This window comes from Paraburkholderia sp. GAS42 (assembly GCF_050436565.1).
Lineage (GTDB): Bacteria > Pseudomonadota > Gammaproteobacteria > Burkholderiales > Burkholderiaceae > Paraburkholderia.
Window position 1 is genome coordinate 46,821 of sequence record NZ_JBNDML010000019.1, and the last position, 19,238, is coordinate 66,058.

Genomic DNA, 19,238 nt, shown 5'->3' on the forward strand with positions numbered 1-19,238 from the left:
GCGCGTCCGCTCGGTCAGGCGCCAAGCGCGATGGCTTCGCCCGCCCGTTCCGCCAGTAGCTGGTGAATCTGCGCCACCACCGCCGCGCCTTCGCCGACGGCGGCCGCAACGCGCTTCGTCGACCCGGCACGGGCGTCGCCGATGGCGTAGACGCCTTCGACCGTCGTCGCCAGATCGCAGCCCGAGCCTGCGCCCACGCCGGTCAGCACGAAGCCCTTCGCGTCGAGCTGGACGCCGCAGGTGCGCAGCCAGTCAGTGTTCGGGTCGGCGCCGGTGAAGAGGAACAGATGGCGCGTGTCGAAGTGATCGGTGCCGTCCGGAAGCGGCGATTTCAGCACGACCGAAGCGAGCCCGCTGTCGTCGGCTTCGAGCCGGCCGATTTCAGCGCGCGGATGCACGGTAACGTTCGGCAACGACTGGATGCGGTCGATCAGGTAACGCGACATCGTCGATTCGAAGCCGCTCTTGCGGATCAGCACGTGCACGTGTTTCGCGTGCGACGCCAGATAGACGATCCCCTGGCCAGCCGAATTGCCACCGCCGACCAGCACGATTTCCTCGTGCTTGCACAGCTTTGCCTCGACGGGTGACGCCCAGTAATACGCGCCGCGCCCTTCGAAGCGCTCCAGCCCTTCAAGCGCCGGACGGCGGTATACCGCGCCCGTCGCGATCACGACCGTGCGCGACAGCAGGCTGCCGCCGCACACCAGATCCAGCCGGTGCGGTTGCTCGTCGCAATGGAGCGTGCGGACCTTCACGGGAATCGCGACGTGCGCGCCGAACTTCTGCGCCTGCACGAACGCGCGGCCCGCCAGCGCCTGGCCGGAAATACCGGTCGGGAAGCCGAGGTAGTTTTCGATGCGCGAGCTGGCGCCGGCCTGGCCGCCGGGCGCACGGCTGTCGAGCACGATCACCGAGAGGCCTTCAGACGCCGCATACACGGCCGTCGCGAGCCCGGCCGGACCCGCGCCGACAACCGCGACGTCGTAGACATGCGACGCGTCGAGATCGGGCAACATCCCGAGGCAGGTTGCCAGTTCAGGGTCGCTCGGATGATGCAGCACCGTGCCGTCTGGACAGATCACGAGCGGCAGGTCTTCGGGTCGCGCGGCGAACTGTTCGATGAGACGCAACGCGTCTTCGTCGCGTTCGTCGATCACCGAATGCGGATGACCATTGCGCGAAAGGAAGCCTTCCAGTGAGACGAGGCGGGGATCATTGCGCTTTCCGATCAAAACTGGACCGCCGGCGCCGTTTTCGATCAGCGCCACACGGCGCAGGATCAGCGCGCGCATGATCCGCTCGCCCAGTTCCGCCTCAGCGACGATCAGCGCGCGCAGGCGATCTGGCGGAATCAGGAGCACTTCGACCGGCCGGGTGGTCAGCCCGTCGACCAGCGCCGGCTTTCCGGACAGCTGGCCAACTTCGGCCATAAACTGGCCGCGGCCATGGTCGGCGATCACATGTTCGCGCCCGAGGGCGTCGCGCCGGGTTATCCGGACGCCTCCGCACAGGATGACGAACATGCCGGGGCCCTTCTGGCCGGTGAGGAACAGATATTCCCCGGCTCCCCGGCGGGTCACCTCGCCGAACTTGCGCAGGCGATCGATCTCTTCGTTCGTGAGCTCCGGAAACATCTGGTGACGCCGCGTGCTCAGATTCGAGAACGGTGCGTCGGCTACGATTGCTTGTCCTTCACTTTCCTGAGTCGCTGCCATCAAACGGCTCCTTCCTCTTTCTGTGTGACAGGGGGCTGACGTCGGCGTGCCACATGGGTTGCCGCAGCCGGGGCGCCCGCGTCGGGAACGCCTCGCGGCCGCGCTCCATGGGCCGCGCGCTATGCAGCTTTCGGGGCGATGTCACCATCAACGTGACGGGTGGGTTCGCCGGGCAGCGGCTCCAGCGTGCGGCCGGCGTCGCGCCATGCGTCAAGGCCGCCGCGCAGCGGCACGACATCGGAGAAGCCGGCCTCGGTCATCTGCTTCGCCATCCACGCTGCCGAAATTTCGTTCGGGCACGAGCAATAGATCACGACCTTCTGATCGTGCGGATATTTCGCGATGATCTCTTCGAGCTGACGCTCGTCGGCATACTGCGAGCCGGGAATCACGAACGGATCGAGCTTGCGCTTTTCATGCGAGCGGATATCGAAAAGCACGGGCGTCTGATTCGCGGTGATCAGCTCGTCGAGTTCCTCGATTTCCATACGCGCGGTCGCCAGCTTCTTGATCAGCTGACGGCGGCGGATCCAGCGATACGTCCCGTACGCCAGCAACAGCGCGACCACGACGACCGCGGTCATGTGCCCGAGCCGGCTCGCGCCCGCAAACAACATGTCGATCTGCTGCGCGAACAGCACGCCAATAATCAGCCCAACGCCGGACCACAGCGCCGCGCCGATGCTGTCGTAGCTCAGGAACGTGCGGTACCGGACGCCCATCGCGCCGGCCATCGGCACGGAGACGATCGACAGGCCCGGCACGAACTTCGCCACCGCCAGCACGCGCACGCCCCAGCGGCCGAAAAAGCGCTCGGTCTTCTTCACGCACGTATCGCGCGACAGCGACAGCTTGCAGAGCGTCTTCAGCGTGTTGCCGCCGTAGATGCGGCCCGCCAGAAACCACGCGCTATCGCCGATCAGCGTTGCGAAAATCGACAGCACCAGCACCGGCAGCAGTTGCCCGCCAATGGATCCCGGATGCAGCGCAGCCATTGCCCCAAACAAGACGAGAGACGGCATCGCGGGCAGGGGCAGCCCGAACGAGGCGGCGAGCACGTTGGCAAACACCAGCAACGGCCCGTACTGTTCGACGAGGTCATGTAGCATCGGCTTACATCCGCGGCCTTATGGCCAGAAATGAAGGTGACTCAAAGATTATGGACGCATTTTCGAGACGTGCAAGCGTGCCGAAAAGTGACTTGAAAACAAACAAAAATCAGCTGCGAACCGGCCTGGAACGCGCCGGTGAAACGCAGCGGGCCGGCCGCTTCGCGCAACCGGCCCGCTGGAAGCGGTCGTGACGTCAGTCGGCGCTACTGGCCGCGTCACGGGCAGATGGGGACGAAGCGCCGTTTGGCAAGGTCAGGCGGCGCCTTCCGGCATGGCAGCCACAATTCGCGCGGCGATTTCGCGAAGCTTTTCGGTATCGGCAAGCACCGCGCCGTGCGGTTTCAGCGTTTCGCCTTCGCGTCGCGGAATCACATGGAAATGCACGTGCGGAACGGTCTGGCCGGCCGCGAGGCCATTGAACTGGGCGATCAGCACACCGGGCGGGTGGAGCGCCGTCCTGACAGCCGTCGCGACCCGGCGCGTCGTCCGCATGCAGGCTGCCGCGCTCTCTTCCGACAGGTCGAAGATCTCAACCGCTGGCTCCTTCGACAGGATCAGAACGTGGCCGTCGGCCTGCGGCATGATATCCATGATCGCGACCGTCAATTCGTCTTCATACACGCGGATGTCCGGCAGTTCGCCGCGCAGTATCCGGGCGAACGCATTCTGCGGATCGTATTCCATTGTCTACCTTCGTGAGTCGGCCGCCGCCGGTGCTGGCTGGCTGTGGCCGGACGGCTGGCCTGCTGGGAGCGCGCGCCGGGCGGTTGCTGACGTACGACGCCTGCTGCCGCCCGTGGTGAAACCCGTCGCGCCTGACAGGGAATGGTCGTGCGGGTTGTGCGCCTGGCGGCTAACGGTTGTGCTGTTCGCCCGGCAGTTCGGCGCCGTGGGCGCGAATTGCTGCGATCAGTTCCGCAGGGGTGATTTCGTAACGCACTTCGCGGTGGATTCCCGGCTTGCGTTCATCGACTTCGATCAGAAGAATGCCTTTGCCGTCTTCAGTCGATTCGAGGCGCAGCGAGCGAAGTTCGCGCGCCGTTGCGTCGTCGTATTCGGTGAGCAGGGTCATTGCCCCGGAAGAGCCGGTGGTGCGCATCGACATTGTCCTCGTTCCGTTGTTGAGCGATTCATTGTACGGGCTGGCTGCGACTTCGTCTGCCGCGCGGCCATCACGCGCGGGCATCCGATGCCGTGCGTGTGGCCGCCCGGAGGACCGCATGCAGCCTGCCGCAGCGGATCAAGGGCAGTTTAACGCGAGTGTCCATCACGCTGGCGGGCTTTTTGCATGCCCAGCCACGGTGCATGCGGTTCTTCACGGTTTTATCGCCGTGTCATCGCGGTGTCGTCAGGCTGTGTCAGCGCGCGTCGTACGGCGCGTCGCGGGCGCGGGAAGGCGCGTCGAAGCGCAGGAAAAACTCGTCGAGCTGCGGCGGCGCGACGCTCGTGCCTGACAGCATCGCGTGAACCTGACCGCGATGATGGATCTGATGCACAAAGAGATGCGGCAGCACGGCGCCGACCGTTTCATGCGTGATGCCGACACCGGGCCCGCGGTCGATGTGGACTTCGCGCTGGAGGGCCGCGTCGCTATCGAGTGCGTCGCAAAAGGCGATCAGACGGCGGTCGCTTTCCTGTTGCGCGGGCCACAGGTCGGCGGCGCGCGGGTAAGGCACCTCTTCGTCGAAGATCGTCAGGCCTGCGCCGCCGTCGACGAGCGCGTCGATGTAATAGCGGTCCACCAGCAGGATGTGATTCAGCGTGAGCTGCAGTGACGGGAAAAAGCTCACACGGGTCGCAGCGAACGCATCGTCGGATAGCGCGAGACACGCGCGATATAAACGCGCGTTCGACCACGCGTTGTTGCGCGCCATATCGGCACAATGCACGGCGAGCGGGGAGGTGGCTGGACTCACATTGGTCTCCGGTTGGTCAATGGCAGTCAGCATTGCACGGGCGATTCGTTGAAAGCGTAGCACCAGATCTTCGTTAGCCTCACAGGCGGAAACGCGGTGCGGCACCAGACGATGCGCTACAGTGAGAGCGATCGGCGGCAGTGTCTGACTGAAGGTGGAAGCGCTGCCAGAACCCATGAGCGCCACATGAAACAGTGCACACTGATTGCGAGCCCGTTCGGCGACATCCTGCTGCGCGCGGAAGACGACGCCCTGACCGGTCTCTTCTTCGTCGGCCAGAAGTATTTTCCCGACGAGCGCATCGACGATCGAGGTGGCGAAACATTGCCCGTGCTGCGTCAGACGCAGGAGGAGCTCGCCGAATACTTCGCGGGCGAACGCAAGGTGTTCGCGATCAACGTGCAACCGTCTGGCACGACGTTCCAGCTTCGCGTCTGGCGCGAACTCGTGAAGATTCCCTATGGGCAGATCGAGAGCTACGGCGGCCTTGCCGACCGGCTCGGGCTCGAGGGCAACAGCGCCCGCGCGGTCGGCGCTGCGAACGGGCGCAACCCGGTGTCGATCATCGTACCGTGCCATCGCGTGCTGTCGGGCGCGGGCGACCTGACCGGATACGCAGGCGGACTCGAACGCAAGCAGGGACTGCTCGCGCTTGAGCGGCCGGCGATCACTTCAGCCCGGCAGATGAATCTGTTCGGCGCCTGAGCGTCGGTTCCGCAAACAGGCGGCCAAAAAAATAGCCCGTCCATACCTGGGCGGGCCGCTAAAACGCCGTTGTTACCTGGATCAGCCAGCCCGCACTATTGGGCGCTGACGGGTCCATCGTGAGCCGTTCTCCACCCGCTGTCGAGATGGTAGTAACGCCGATCTATCAGATCAATTCCGCTTCCATGTCCGGCTCGATCTCGCGCGTGTGACCGGCGAACGGTCGCGCTGAACAATGCCCCTGACACCCGTATCGACGATGCGCACGACGGGTCAGTTCGCCGCGGCGTTCAATCGAGAACGGTCGTCAGGCAGTCGGATGACCTTCAAATAAGGCATGAATCCGCCGCTTCCCTTTGCGAAATATCCGAAATTCGAATCCCTGATTTAAGGGAAATACGATACCGCTTACCAAAAACGCCATTGAGAATGCACGACGCATAGTGTGGCGGGCAATCTTTATCCATGTAGTCCGGCGACCGGATCGGCGTCAGACGCCGCCAGGCTTGATAGCGGAGGGACGTTTTTGCTAGCTCGACGTTTTACCAATCAACACAATGGATTATCTCCATTGCATCTTTATACGCACCGCTCCTCGGCCGTGTGTTTCCGGAAAACCCAATATTCCTTGAGCGGTGGCCGAGAGGTTTTCGCCAATTCCACATTCGTGAATCAGACATTTCCTAAGGTTGGCAAAAAGGCTAAACTGCCTCCGAAAGCAGCCTGCACATTCCCCTCCGGCGTCCTAAGGAACAACGGCATGTCAGTGAAGCCCATACGTGTCGCGCTTGCCGACGATCATCCGTTGATTGTCGTTGCCCTGAGGGATTGCTTGCGGAGGGCACCGGGTTTCGAGGTGGTGTGCGAATGCACGAACGGCAGCCAGCTCGTGCAGGCGCTGGCGCAGAACCCAGCGGATGTCGCCGTCACCGACTTCAGCATGGGGCACGGCGACGCGTCGCTCGACGGCTTCAACCTGCTCAAGCGTCTGACGCGCCTTTATCCCGACACGCGAATCGTCGTGGTCAGCGCGCAGACCAATCCAGGCGTTGTCCTGCGCGCGATGAAGCTCGGCGCGCGCGCCTTCGTCAGCAAGGAAGACCAGCTCGACGAAACCGTTCGCGCGTGTATCCATGTGACCGTCAGCGATGGGCACTTCTACTCGCCTTCGATCCGTGCGCTGCTCGATTCCGCTTCCGCCAACGCCGCTCCCGCAACCGAACTGACGCAGCGCGAACTCGAAGTGGTACGTCTGTACGCGCAGGGATCGCTGCTCTCGGAAATCGCGACCAAGCTCGGGCGTTCGGTCAGCACCGTGCCGAGCTAGAAGACCATGGCGATGCAGAAGCTCGGCCTGCAGACCAACACCGACCTCATCCGCTATGCCTATGAGAACGGCCTGATCTGACGACGACGTCATGCAGAAAATTCTCGACCTCACGCAGGACTCACTCGCCGAGTCGTTCGCGGCGCTTGCCCGAAGCGCGCGACGGCAACGCTACCTTTACTTTGCAACGATTGTCACGCTGGTGGTGATCGTCTTCGTATCGGGCTTGCTGATGGCGGTACTGGCCGCTGCGCGGCATCTCGACTTCCGGCGTGGACAGGTCGTGCAATACGCGACCGATGTGTCCGCGCTCGTTGATCGCGAGGCCTCGTTCCTGCGTCGCACCGAGCTCACTGTCCGCTACTTCGGCACGATCGACACGCCCCGTCCTTTGCCACCCGGCGTGGCCGACCAGTTGCGGCAGACGGGCACCGTGAGCGGTTTCGTCAAATTGCCCGATGCGCGCTTCGACGTACTGGTGCCGGAAAGCACACGCGCCGCGTGGGGTGATGCACTCGACGAACATCTCGCGCGCCTTTATGAAACAGCTGACTCGACGCTGGCGACGCAGCGCGCGTTCGATCTCGCGCATCGTGCGTATCTGTTCGGCCTGGCTGACCGCTATGACGTCATTCTTCCTGCCATCGATACAGCACCGTCGGGCGAGCCGCGTGCGCCCGACGCCAGCGCGTTGACGCAGTTGCGCGACATGCTGACGCGCGAACTCCAGTCGCGTACGGGAAAGAGCGTACCGGCGCGAGGCGGGCGCGTGTGGATTGGACCGTACCTCGATCCAGTGCAGCACATCACGGTGATGACAGCGGTGACGGCCGCCTACGAGGACGACAAAGCGATCGTGCTCATCGCCGCAAGCGTTCCCGTCGATATGTTTCTCACAGGCCTCGTCCGTCCAGGCGACCCGGGCACGCTGCTATTGATGACCGACAAAGGGCGCCTCGTGGCATCGTCACCGCCCGCTGCGACGGATCGCTCTCGCCGGTTGCAGGCAATGGCCCACGGCGTGTCACCCGGCCATTTCGTCTACTCCCGCGAAGGCGTGCTGCTTGTCGAGCCGATGCAGCCGGGGTTCGGCTCGCTGATCTATTTTTTGTCGTATGCGGGCTTGCTGGGCGCGCTCAGCGTGCAGCTGACGGTAATCGCGGGGTTCGCGTTGCTGCTCGTCGCCGGCGTTCTGCTGACGGCGCGCTTCTGGGGGATGCGCCTGTTGCGCCAGTCTCACGCCGAAACGGCTCGTGCGCTGGAAAGCGAAACGATCAACCATATTCTCGTCAGCGCGACGCCCGTCGGACTGTGTATCGTCCGTCAACGCGACTACTCGTTGCTGACATCGAATCAGCTGGCAGCGGCGCTTCTGCACCTCGGAAGCGAGATGACGCTGCCGTCTCATATCGTCACCGCGTTTCGCGAGCAAGGCGGTCATGCGTTGTCGGCTTCGTCGTTCGCGAAGATCGCGGGCTTTATCGTGCCGGCGAAGCCGCTCGACGACGGCGGCGCGCTTCCTCAATTCCTGCAGATTACCTACGCGCCTGCGCGTTACGACGACGAGGACGTGCTGTTTTGCGCGGTCCTCGACGTGACTGCACAACAGACGCTCGAGCAGCAGCTTCGTGAGGCGCAACAGGCCTCCGAAGCGATGATGCGCGCGCGCTCGAACTTCTTCGCGTCGATGAGTCATGAAATCCGCACGCCGCTCAATGCGCTGCTCGGCAATCTCGAACTGCTGTCGCGGAGCCCGGGACTGGAGCCGCATGAGCAGCGGCTTCGTGCGGTAGGCATGGCGGCGGACGGCCTGCGCCGCATCGTGAACGACATCCTCGATTTCTCGAAGATCGATGCTGGCGAGATGAAGCTCGTCACGGAGACGTTCCGTCCCATCGACGACATGGAGAGTCTCGCGATGTCGTATTCGCCGATGGCGCAGGACCGGCCGATCCGCTTTTACACCCATCTTTCGGTGACGCTCGATGAGGTGTTGAGAGGTGACCGCGCGCGCATTGCGCAGGTCGTCAATAACCTGCTGAGCAACGCGTTCAAATTTACGGCGTGCGGCAAGATCACGTTGAGCGCCGAGGTGACGCTTGACGTGCAGAATCGCAGCGTTCTTGTTTGCAAGGTGTGTGACTCGGGCGTCGGGATGGACGCGGCGCTGGTGGCGAAAATCTTCAGTCCGTTTGTGCAGGGCGAGGCGAGCACGTCGAGCCGATTCGGCGGTACAGGGCTGGGTCTGTCGATCTGCGCGAGATTGTGCGATCTGATGGGCGGACATATTTCAGTCGAAAGCGTGCAGGGCGTCGGGTCTGCATTTACGGTGATGATTCCGCTCGCCACGCTCCACGACTCTTCTACCACGCCGGTTCAGGCGCCCGTGCAACGTGGCAATGCGCTGGTGGTGTGCCAGGAAGCCGAAACGGGGAAATTCCTCGAACCGTGGCTGATACGCGCGGGATGGTTGACCAACGCCGTCCTGTCGAAACGTGCAGCCGAGGCTTATCTGCGCACCAACTCGCCGGATTTCGTGGTCGTGACGGGCGAGTATTCGCTGGAAGACATCGATGCGATGCGCGCTGTGCGGTCCGCGCCCGTTATCTGGATCACGCGTACTAACCAGGACCGCCCGGTGCGTCATGGCGAGGGCTTGTACGAAGTCAGCGAATTCAATGCCAAGGTCACGCTTGCCTGCATCGAACGCGCGCTGCGAGAGTGGTCTGGCCAGACCGAGCCTGTGCCGGATCACGTGACGGAAGTCGCGGTGCCAGACGCGGCGCTGCACGGCCTCGTCATTCTTGTCGCCGAGGACAACCCGTTGAATCAGGCACTCGTCGCCGAGCAGCTCGATACGCTGGGCTGCCTTCCGATCATCGTCGGCGACGGGCGACAGGCTCTCGCGGCACTTCTAAACACGGAAGTCGATGTCGTGCTGACCGACATCCACATGCCGGTGATGGACGGCCACGAACTGTTGGCAAGACTGCATGAGTCGCATCCCGATGTACCGGTGCTCGCGTTCAGCGCGGTGACGAGCAGCGAACAGGCCGACGACTGGCGCGAGCGCGGCTTCGCCGACTATGTCGCGAAGCCGGCTTCGTTGAAAGAGCTGGAAACCGCGCTGCTCCGGCTCGTGCGTAGCCGGGGGATCGGAGCGGCGGCGCCGGCGGTCTTATCGGCCGCAGCGCCGGCAACAGCATCGGCAACAGCACCGGCAACAGCGCCGGCCACAGCGGCAAAGGCAGATGCTGAGTCCGCGACGTCCACGTCATCGGGAATGTCCGTCGACGAAAAAGCGCGCTACATGGCGATGCTGAAGGACTACCTCACCGCTGACCTGCCGAGGCTCGCCGCGACCATCGAACGAAAGGATGTCGCGTCGTTACGTCAGTGGGCCCATAGCAGCGCGGGCGCGTTCCTGGTCGTGCAGGAGGCAGCGCTCGCGACGCAATGCCGCGAACTGGAACGCCTTTGCGATGCAACGCCCAACTGGACGCCCGAGATGGCGCGGCGCGCGGGCGCATTGCACGCCATGCTCGGCGAGCAGTTCAACATACACGGTGACGCAGTGTCCTGAAAGTAGCCGGCCGCGGGGTCGATGCGTGCGGCGCCTGCCGCAGGTAGTGGCAACTGAAAAAGGAGGATTTGTGGCCCTGCGTTTTCGCCATACCGGAATCTTCTCGTCACGCCTGTTCAGCCCCGCTACGTGGGCTGTCGGCGCATGCCTCGCGACTGCTGCGATGTCCTCTGCGCAGGCTCAGGAATTCTCGCTGTTTGGCGGCGGCTCGCGCGGGGCCGGTATCAACACCTACACGTGGGCATTCAATTATCAGGAAGGCCTGGGCGAATATTTCGCGGCGAGCTTCATGTGGCTCAACGAAGGCCATATTCCGGACCATCATCGCGACGGCCAGGCGGTGCAGTTCTGGGGCCGCTTGCCGCTGGCAAACCGGCAGTTCGTGCTATCGGCCGGCGTGGGGCCTTACCGCTATTTCGACACGACGACCGCCGCTCAGGGCGGCAGCTATGCCGACGTGCACGGGTGGGGCGTCGTGTATAGCCTGCGGGCGGCGTACTACGCTTCGAATCGCTGGATCACGCAGCTTCAGTTGAATCGTGTGCAGGTTCAGCACGGGCCGGACACGACCGCCATATTGCTCGGCGTCGGATATCAGCTCGATGCGCCGGACACGCCCGGCCCGCGCGACTGGGCCGCCGGCAGCACGACCAAAGTCACGCATAGCGAAATCACCGCGTACTTCGGCAAGAGCATCGTCAATTCGACGAGTTCGCCTTCCGCTTTCGCAGGCGCGATCGATTACCGCATTGGTCTGATGAAGTATCTCGACCTGACAGCGGGCTACCTTCACGAAGGCAGCAGCAAGATCGCGCGGCGCGACGGCCTGACCACGCAGTTGTGGCTTACACGCGCGTTCATCGAAAATCGCATCACGCTGGGTGTCGGCGTGGGTGCGTACTACGCGATCAACGAGAACGAGAACAGTGCATCGCCGGGCCCCGGTAGCGGCAAGTTCTCCGGCCTTGTGTCCATCTCGGGCGCGTACCGGTTTACCGCGCACTGGGCGGCGCGCCTCACATGGAATCGCGTCGTCACGCGTTACGACCGTGATTCGGACGTGATCTTCGCTGGCGTCGGTTATCGGTGGTAAGCATCGCGAAGCCGCAGCGGAAAACGGGCGGCTTCGTGACGTGTTGCAGGTCAGGCGAGGCGGCAAGCCTCTGCCGCAAACAGCCCGTGCAACGCAGGCTGTCGAGCACGCTCATCGAGTGAGTTCGCCATGACGTGATGCAGCATTTCACTGTTCTTCACATACCTTCCTTAGTCATCCGATGAAGCTTTTACGGCGTACGGGCGTCGGGCGATGCGGGGTTTTGCATCGCAACGAAAACTTTGTTTTCAACGCATGCTCCATTTAAGCCATCAAAAATGATGCTTTTAACGAAGCGAAAAAGCTTGCATTCGTGCAGGAAAAAACTAACTTGATGTAAAGCGGCATCGATAAAAGATGCAGAGCGCGGCAACGGAGGAGACCCATGCCGGCTACACGTATGATGATTGCGCGTCGTGCGGGTGTCAGTGTGGCCACGGTCGATCGTGTGCTGCGCGACGACCAGGCGGTGCGTCCGGAGACGGCTGAGCGTGTGCATCTCGCGCTCGCGAACCTGCGCGATGAACGCGCAAGTCGCGGACGTCCTGCCAAGCCCAGTGCATTTCGCGTGGCCTTCGTCCTGCCGCAAGTCAATTCCCGCTTTCTCGATCACGTCGAGCGCGACATTGCGCTGTCGGCGAGCTTTTTTCGCGAGCATCGCATCACGCCATCGTTCTATCGATGCGATTTCTCCAGCCAGCGCGACACGGCGACCTTCGCTGAGCAGGCCGTCGATTACGACGCACTTGTGCTCGTGCCACTCGACTACCCATGGGTCGAACGCTTTATCGAAGAGATGAACGATGCGGGCGTGCCGGTTGTCACGGTGTTCTCCGATCTGCCGTCGAGCCGTCGTGCCGCGTATGTCGGCGTAGATAACCGCATTGCCGGGCGTACTGCGGGATTGTTGATGGGCCGCTTTCTCGGCGCGCGCATCGGCACGGTCGCGGTGCTCTCCGCTTCATCGCGTCTGCACGATCAGGTGGAACGGCGCACCGGCTTTTCGCAGGTGCTCGAAGAGGATTTTCGCAATCTGCGCTGGGTCGCCGAACCCGACTTCGCCGAAGACGACGATAGCGCCGGTCTCGCCGTGCAGGGGCTGCTCGCGCGTCATCCGGATCTGGTCGGCGTGTATGCGACGGGCGGCGGTATTTCCGGCATTGCTGCTTCATTGCAGGAATCCGGCGACAAGGCGCGTCTCATTGTGGTCGGCCACGAATGCACCGCAGAGACCCGCACACAGCTATCCGGGCGCGCGATCGACGTGATCCTCGATCAGGATGTGCGCGGCATCGTGCACTGGGCGGGCCTTGCTGCTATCAACTTTCTGAACGACGTGCGGGGCGCCCTTGCCATTCCGACGCCGGAAACCCGAATTTATCTTCGTGAGAATGCGCATGCCTGACGCTCGCGACACGCGGACCGCTAGCTGAATCCGCAAGAGCCGAAACCCGGTGCCCGGCGCATGGGCGCTGCTTGACAGGTTGGAGACCGGAAGGACACAAGGAGAAGATTCATGTTACGTCTTACGTCAGCAAGGGTAATGGCTGCGGTCGTGCTATCGCTGGGGCTCAGCATGGCTGGCGGCGCGCACGCACAGGGCAAGCAGTTGACGCTATGTTGGGCGGCCTGGGATCCGGCCAACGCGCTCGTCGAACTGTCCAAGGATTTCACCGCCAAAACCGGCATCAAGATGAAGTTCGAGTTCGTGCCATGGACGAGCTACGCCGATCGCTTCATCAACGAACTCAATTCGCACGGCAAGCTGTGTGACCTGATTATCGGCGACAGTCAGTGGATCGGCGGCGCGGCGGTGAATGGTCACTACGTCAAGCTCAACGACTTCTTCACGAAGAACAAGATCTCGATGGATGACTTCGTGCCGGCGACGGTTGTCGGTTATGCGGAGTGGCCGAAGAATACGCCGAACTACTGGGCGTTGCCTGCGATGGCCGATGCGGTCGGCTGGACATATCGCAAGGACTGGTTCGCAAGGCCCGAATTGCGCGCGGAGTTCAAGCAGAAATATAAACGCGAACTTGAACCGCCGACAACGATGGATGAACTGAAGCAGACGGCCGAGTTCTTCCAGGGCCGCAAGATCGACGGCAAGACGGTATATGGCGCTTACATCTTTACCGAGCGCGGTTCTGAAGGCATCACGATGGGCGTGACGAACATGCTCTACAACTTCGGCTTCGAATACGAGAACCCGAAGAAGCCGTACCAGCTCGATGGCTTTGTCAATTCTCCGGGCGCCATTAAAGGCCTTGAGTTCTATAAGGCGCTTTACAAGTGCTGCACGGCGCCGGGCATGACGAACGCCTACATGCAGGAAGGCCTGGACGCGTTCAAGTCCGGCCAGGTCGCGATGCAGATGAACTGGTTCGCGTTCTTCCCGGGCCTCTACAAGGACCCTAATGTCGGCGGCGACAAGATCGGCTTCTTTGTGAATCCCAAGGAGACGAAGCAGTTCACGCAGCTTGGTGGACAGGGTATTTCGGTCGTCTCGTATTCGGATCACAAGGACGACGCGCTTGAGTACATCAAGTGGTTTGCTCAGGGTGACGTCCAGAAGAAGTGGTGGCAGCTGGGCGGTTATTCGGCGGCGAAGTCGGTGGTCGATGCACCGGACTTTCCCAAGAGCCAGCCGTTTGCGCCCGCGTTCCTGAAGTCGATGGCGATCGTGAAGGACTTCTGGGCCGAGCCCGCGTATGCCGAACTTCTGCTCGACATGCAAAAGCGTGTGCATGACTACGTGGTGGCCGACAAGGGCTCCGCGAAGGACGCACTCGATCTGCTCGTCAAGGACTGGAACAAGGTCTTCAAGGGTGCAGGCAAGTAACACGTATGAGGACTGGGCCAGTAACCGCTTAAGCGTGGGCAACAGCGGTTGCTGGTCCGCTTGAAGGAGGCAGGCATGTTGGCAAACAAGCCTTTTCCGCCGCACGGTATTGAAACGGCCGCGCAGACGCGTATCAGTGCGCGTCTGCGCGGACTGTCAGACCGAACGATCGCATGGATCTTCATTCTGCCGACGATCCTGCTGCTGCTCGCGATCAACATCTTTCCGTTGATCTGGGCGTTGCGGCTGTCGTTCACGAACTTCAAGTCGAATATGCCGAGCGTGCCTGCGCGCTTTGTCGGCATCGACAACTATGTCGATATTCTCACCGATGAAGATATCTGGTACGCGATGCAGGTTACTGCGCGCTTCGTGTTCTGGTCAGTCGGGCTTGAAGTGCTGCTCGGATTCGGCCTTGCATTGCTGATCAACCGGCAGTTTCGCGGTCACAGTTTCTGGACGACGCTGATCCTGCTGCCGATGATGCTTTCGCCTGCTGTCGTGGGTAACTTCTGGACGTTTCTGCTGCAACCGCAGACAGGTCTCTTCAACGACATCGTCGGTTTCTTCACGGGCATCGCGCCGGGCTCGTTCCAGATGATCGGCGATGTGCCGCTCGCGCCGTGGACGATCGTCATGGTCGACACATGGATGTGGACGCCGTACGTGATGCTGATCTGCCTTGCTGGCCTGCGCTCGATTCCCGACTACATCTACGAAGCTGCAGAAGTGGATCGCGCAACACCATGGCGCCAGTTCTGGTCGATCACGCTGCCGATGACGCTGCCGTTCCTGATGCTCGCGGTGCTGTTTCGCGGCATCGAGAACTTCAAGATGTTCGACATGGTGAATCTGCTGACTTCCGGCGGACCGGGTTCGGTGACGGAAACCGTATCGATCACGCTCAAGCGCGCCGCGTTCGAAAAGTGGCAAACGGGCTATTCGTCGGCGCTGGCGATCATCCTGTTCGTCACGGTGTTCGGTGCGGCCAACATCTACGTGAAGGCGCTCAACCGGGTGAAACAGCGATGAGACCGACCACCTCCCAACATTCAGTCGTGGCGGCGACGCCGCGTGGCAAGCGCGTAGCGGCCACGATCGTCATCGCATATGCGTTGATCGCAACGTTACCGATGGTGTGGATCTTCCTCACCAGCTTCAAGTCTCAGGAAGACGCGATCGCGTATCCGCCCGTCGTACTGTTTCATCCTTCGATGGAAGGCTACGTCAATCTCTTCACGATCCGCTCGCGTCAAACGCCAGAGTTCATCGCGAGCCTGCCGCCCGCGCAGACCTGGTATGAACGTGACGTACGCAAACGCAATATGGTGATTGCGGGCCCGTCGAAAGTGTTGCCGCGCTTCATGAATTCGCTGGTGATCGGCTTTGGCTCGACGTTCCTGGCGGTGTTTCTCGGCACGCTCGCGGCTTACGCGTTTTCGCGCTTCAAGGTGCCGCTAGCGGACGACCTGCTGTTCTTCATTCTGTCGACGCGCATGATGCCGCCGATCGCCGTCGCCATTCCGATCTACCTGATGTACCGAGCGCTGGGTCTTAGCGATAGTTATGTCGGCATGATCGTGCTTTACACGGCGGTCAATGTGTCTTTGGCGGTATGGCTGCTCAAGGGCTTCATGGACGAGATTCCGCGTGAGTACGAAGAGGCGGCGCTGGTCGATGGCTATACGCGGTTGCAGGCATTCGTGAAGGTCGTGCTGCCACAGGCGATCACCGGCATTGCTGCGACCGCGATCTTCTGCCTGATCTTCGCGTGGAACGAATACGCGTTTGCCTCGCTGCTCACGAGTGGCGACGCGCAGACGATGCCGCCATTCATCCCGTTCATCATCGGCGAAGGTGGTCAGGACTGGCCCGCGGTCGCAGCGGCGACCACGCTCTTCGTGCTGCCTATCCTCTTCTTCACCGTCGTGCTGCGCAAGCATCTGCTGCGCGGCATTACCTTCGGAGCGGTGCGCAAATGAAACATGACTCTGTCCTGCCGTCACGCCGACGCTTCCTGCGGCGCGGTTATAGCGAAGGCGCGTCGACCGTGTTGATCGGCGTCGGTACGGCGATGCTGGTTCAGCCTTTTTCGCTCGCGCTCTTCACTTGGTCGTTTCCCGTCATCCTGGCTGGCGCGCTTGCGTTCGTCGTCACCAGCCATTTTCCCGATTGATCATGTCCACGATCGTTCTCGCCAACCTGCACAAACGCTTCGGTGATTTCACCGCCGTGCGCGACACCAGTCTGACGATCACCGCGGGCCGCTTCGTCGTGCTGCTTGGCCCGTCGGGCTGCGGCAAGACCACGACGCTGCGGATGATCGCCGGCCTGGAGTTGCCCACATCGGGCCAGATTCTTATCGATGGTGAAGACGTAACCGCGCTTCGCGCCAGGCAACGCGATATCGCCTTCGTTTTTCAGATGTTCGCGCTGTATCCGCATATGACGGTGCGCAACAACATCGCGTTTCCGCTCAAGAACGAGCATGTGTCGCGTCAGGAGATCGCGACGCGCGTCGCTGCGGCCGCGCACATGCTGCGAATCGAGAACATCCTTGATCGCAAGACGGGCGGCCTTTCGGGTGGCGACCGCCAGCGGGTTGCATTGGGCCGCGCCATCGTGCGGCAACCGAAAGCCTTCTTGATGGACGAGCCACTCGGCACGCTCGACGCCGACTTTCGTGAACTGATGTGTCTGGAGTTGCGCAAGCTTCACAACGCGCTATCCGCGACGACGGTTTACGTCACGCATGACCAGAGCGAAGCGATGGCGATGGCCGACGATATTGTCGTGATGAACAAGGGCGAAGTGCTGCAGTCCGGGTCGCCGCACGAGATCTATCACTTCCCGGCGACGGTGTTTGTCGGCAATTTCATCGGCAGCCCGCCGATGAATTTTCTGCGCGTCGACGGTGGCGTCGAGGCGGGCAGCGAGCAGGTGCTTCTGCGTGGCGCGCCGGTCGCTGTGCCGCGCTGCGATGCAGGCGCGGCCAGTGTGCTGCTGGGCATTCGTCCCGAGCACGTGTTTATCGATGATCTCGGCCCGCTGCGCGGCAAGGTCATTGCCGATGAATATCTCGGCTCACATCAGGTGCTGGTGATCGAGACCGCGCTCGGCATCGTGCGGGTGCGGGCCGGCAAGGACGACGGCCTGCCTGCGGGTACGCAGGTGGGCCTGTCGTTCCGCACGGAACGCACGCTGCTCTACGACGCCGTCACCGAGCGCCTGCTACCCAGTGCGGCGCCTGCGATTCCCGCTAACGGAGACAGCCATGGCTGAAATCCAGTTGCGCAATGTATCGAAACGCTTTGGCGATATCGTCGCGGTGGATGATCTGTCGATCGACGTGAAGGATGGTGAATTCGTCGTGCTGCTCGGGCCAAGTGGCGCAGGCAAAACCACAACGCTGCGACTGATCGCTGGACTTGAGAAGCCCGACAGCGGCGATGTGTTGATCGACGGCGAAGTGGCGACTCATGTGCATCCGTCCGATCGCGATGTCGCGTTTATCTTCCAGCAGTATTCGTTGTATCCGCATCTAACCGTGTTCGGCAATCTCGCGTTCCCGTTGCGTTCGCCGAGACGACGCAGTAGCGAAACTGATATTCGTGCACGCGTTCAGGCCGTCGCGGAAATGCTGCACATGGAATCGAAGCTCGACAACATGGCGACGCATCTGTCTGGTGGCGAAATGCAGCGCGTTGCGATTGGACGCGCGCTCGTGCGGCAACCCAAGGCGTTCCTGATGGACGAACCGCTTTCATCGCTCGACGCCAAGTTGCGCGAGGAATTGCGCATCGAGCTCAAGCGGCTGCATCGCACGATCGGCGCGACGATCGTCTATGTGACACACGATCAGGTCGAAGCGACGACGCTCGCCGACCGCATCGGCATCCTCGAGCATGGGCGTCTGGTGCAGCTGGGCACGCCGCGCGAGGTCTATGGAAATCCTGTGTCACTGGGCGCGGCGCAGCGTCTTGGCTCGCCGCCGATCAACCTGTTGCCGCCCGCGCTGTTCGATTCCGCGGTGATGCCGGCGGGCACGGCGACCGTCGCAATCCGTCCTGAGGACATTGTGCTGCACGACGCAGCGTCGCAACACACGGGCGACGCGTTGAATCTGAAGGTGCTGGAATATTCGCCGCTACGTCATTTGCTGATTCTCGATCGCGAAGGAACGGCGGTTGTCGCGACAACCGTTGCCGAGCGCAACTTCATTCCAGGGCAATCGGTAGGCGTTTCGTTGCCACCGCGCAGCCTTCTCTATTTCCGTGCCGACGGCAGGAGGATCCCGACATGAACGGCAAAACGGTCATGGCGTGCATCGACGCCGCGTATGCATCGCTAAAGGAACACACTGAGGAGATCGCGCTGCTCGACCAGCAGATCGGCGATGGCGATCACATTTTCAATCTGCTGCGCGGCATGGAGGCGCTGCTCGCGGTGCGCGCCGAGATCGAAGCGGAAGGTTTTGGACCATCACTTGAAATCGCTGCAGCGAAGGTTCTCTCGACAGTCGGAGGATCATCAGGGCCGCTGTTTTTCTCATTGCTGAACGGCATGTCGAAAGCCTCTGTGGGCAATGCGATGGACGTCGCAGGATTTGCACGCATCTATGCCGCGGGCGTGGAAGCGGTTGGGCAACGCGGCAAGACAGGTGTAGGCAGCAAGACGATGATGGACGTGCTGATTCCAGTCGCAATCCGTTTCGATGAACTTGCCGCGGCAGGCGAGCCGAAACGCGCGGTGCTCGATGCACTGCCGCAGGTCGCGGAGGAAAACATGCTGGCCACACGCGACATGCTCGCCACTAAAGGACGTGCATCGTTTCTGGGCGAGCGTTCGCGCGGGCATATCGATCCGGGTGCGCGTTCGAGCCAGTTGATGATCACGGCGGTATGTGCGCGGCTCGCGCAAAGCAGCTAATGAAAGGAGC

General features: G+C 62.0%; 17 protein-coding genes. 12 read left to right on the forward strand and 5 right to left on the reverse strand.

The features are described from left to right. Positions 1 to 14 precede the first annotated feature (14 nt). The 5 genes from P3T16_RS25345 to P3T16_RS25365 form a co-directional block, all read right to left on the reverse strand. Positions 15 to 1,718, reverse strand: coding sequence for an FAD-dependent oxidoreductase (locus P3T16_RS25345; RefSeq protein WP_429253916.1), 1,704 nt, complete (start codon positions 1,716 to 1,718; stop codon positions 15 to 17). A gap of 119 nt (positions 1,719 to 1,837) precedes the next feature. Continuing rightward, positions 1,838 to 2,827, reverse strand: coding sequence for a DedA family protein/thiosulfate sulfurtransferase GlpE (locus P3T16_RS25350; RefSeq protein ID WP_429344373.1), 990 nt, complete (start codon positions 2,825 to 2,827; stop codon positions 1,838 to 1,840). 255 nt (positions 2,828 to 3,082) lie between these two features. Beyond that, positions 3,083 to 3,514: an HIT family protein gene (locus P3T16_RS25355; RefSeq protein WP_429344374.1), complete on the reverse strand. Its 432-nt coding sequence runs from the start codon at positions 3,512 to 3,514 to the stop codon at positions 3,083 to 3,085. A gap of 169 nt (positions 3,515 to 3,683) precedes the next feature. Continuing rightward, positions 3,684 to 3,929: a hypothetical protein gene (locus P3T16_RS25360; RefSeq protein WP_228983880.1), complete on the reverse strand. Its 246-nt coding sequence runs from the start codon at positions 3,927 to 3,929 to the stop codon at positions 3,684 to 3,686. 259 nt (positions 3,930 to 4,188) lie between these two features. Further along, positions 4,189 to 4,746 carry a DinB family protein gene (locus tag P3T16_RS25365; RefSeq protein ID WP_429344375.1) on the reverse strand — a complete coding sequence of 186 codons (558 nt, stop codon included), beginning with the start codon at positions 4,744 to 4,746 and terminating at the stop codon, positions 4,189 to 4,191. A gap of 186 nt (positions 4,747 to 4,932) precedes the next feature. Between P3T16_RS25365 and P3T16_RS25370 the strand changes: the two genes are divergently transcribed. The 12 genes from P3T16_RS25370 to dhaL all read left to right on the forward strand — a co-directional run bounded on the left by P3T16_RS25370 (position 4,933) and on the right by dhaL (position 19,228). Further along, positions 4,933 to 5,451, forward strand: a complete 519-nt coding sequence (locus P3T16_RS25370; protein WP_429344376.1) for a methylated-DNA--[protein]-cysteine S-methyltransferase — start codon at positions 4,933 to 4,935, stop codon at positions 5,449 to 5,451. 760 nt (positions 5,452 to 6,211) lie between these two features. Next, entirely contained in the window at positions 6,212 to 6,778 is a 567-nt protein-coding gene (locus P3T16_RS25375) for a response regulator (RefSeq protein ID WP_429344377.1), read from the forward strand. Positions 6,779 to 6,869: 91 nt separating this feature from the next. Then, positions 6,870 to 10,361: an ATP-binding protein gene (locus P3T16_RS25380; RefSeq protein WP_429344378.1), complete on the forward strand. Its 3,492-nt coding sequence runs from the start codon at positions 6,870 to 6,872 to the stop codon at positions 10,359 to 10,361. A gap of 163 nt (positions 10,362 to 10,524) precedes the next feature. Then, a complete protein-coding gene (locus P3T16_RS25385; RefSeq protein ID WP_429344450.1) occupies positions 10,525 to 11,454 on the forward strand; it encodes a hypothetical protein in 930 nt (309 codons plus the stop codon). 385 nt (positions 11,455 to 11,839) lie between these two features. Continuing rightward, on the forward strand, positions 11,840 to 12,859 hold the full coding sequence (locus P3T16_RS25390; RefSeq protein ID WP_429253981.1) for a LacI family DNA-binding transcriptional regulator: 1,020 nt from the start codon (positions 11,840 to 11,842) through the stop codon (positions 12,857 to 12,859). Positions 12,860 to 12,970: 111 nt separating this feature from the next. After that, positions 12,971 to 14,299, forward strand: coding sequence for an ABC transporter substrate-binding protein (locus tag P3T16_RS25395; protein ID WP_429253982.1), 1,329 nt, complete (start codon positions 12,971 to 12,973; stop codon positions 14,297 to 14,299). Between the two features lie 75 nt (positions 14,300 to 14,374). After that, on the forward strand, positions 14,375 to 15,331 hold the full coding sequence (locus P3T16_RS25400; RefSeq protein ID WP_429344379.1) for a carbohydrate ABC transporter permease: 957 nt from the start codon (positions 14,375 to 14,377) through the stop codon (positions 15,329 to 15,331). Then, positions 15,328 to 16,281, forward strand: coding sequence for a carbohydrate ABC transporter permease (locus P3T16_RS25405; protein WP_429344380.1), 954 nt, complete (start codon positions 15,328 to 15,330; stop codon positions 16,279 to 16,281). Before P3T16_RS25400 ends, P3T16_RS25405 begins: the two co-directional genes overlap by 4 nt. Beyond that, a complete protein-coding gene (locus P3T16_RS25410; protein WP_429253985.1) occupies positions 16,278 to 16,475 on the forward strand; it encodes a hypothetical protein in 198 nt (65 codons plus the stop codon). Before P3T16_RS25405 ends, P3T16_RS25410 begins: the two co-directional genes overlap by 4 nt. Before the next feature lie 2 nt (positions 16,476 to 16,477). Next, complete coding sequence (locus tag P3T16_RS25415) at positions 16,478 to 17,581, forward strand: ABC transporter ATP-binding protein (protein WP_429344381.1); 1,104 nt, start codon at positions 16,478 to 16,480, stop codon at positions 17,579 to 17,581. After that, positions 17,574 to 18,602 carry an ABC transporter ATP-binding protein gene (locus tag P3T16_RS25420; RefSeq protein WP_429344382.1) on the forward strand — a complete coding sequence of 343 codons (1,029 nt, stop codon included), beginning with the start codon at positions 17,574 to 17,576 and terminating at the stop codon, positions 18,600 to 18,602. Before P3T16_RS25415 ends, P3T16_RS25420 begins: the two co-directional genes overlap by 8 nt. Continuing rightward, complete coding sequence (dhaL, locus tag P3T16_RS25425; protein WP_429344383.1) at positions 18,599 to 19,228, forward strand: dihydroxyacetone kinase subunit DhaL; 630 nt, start codon at positions 18,599 to 18,601, stop codon at positions 19,226 to 19,228. The genes P3T16_RS25420 and dhaL overlap by 4 nt, the downstream gene beginning before the upstream one ends. Positions 19,229 to 19,238 lie beyond the last annotated feature (10 nt).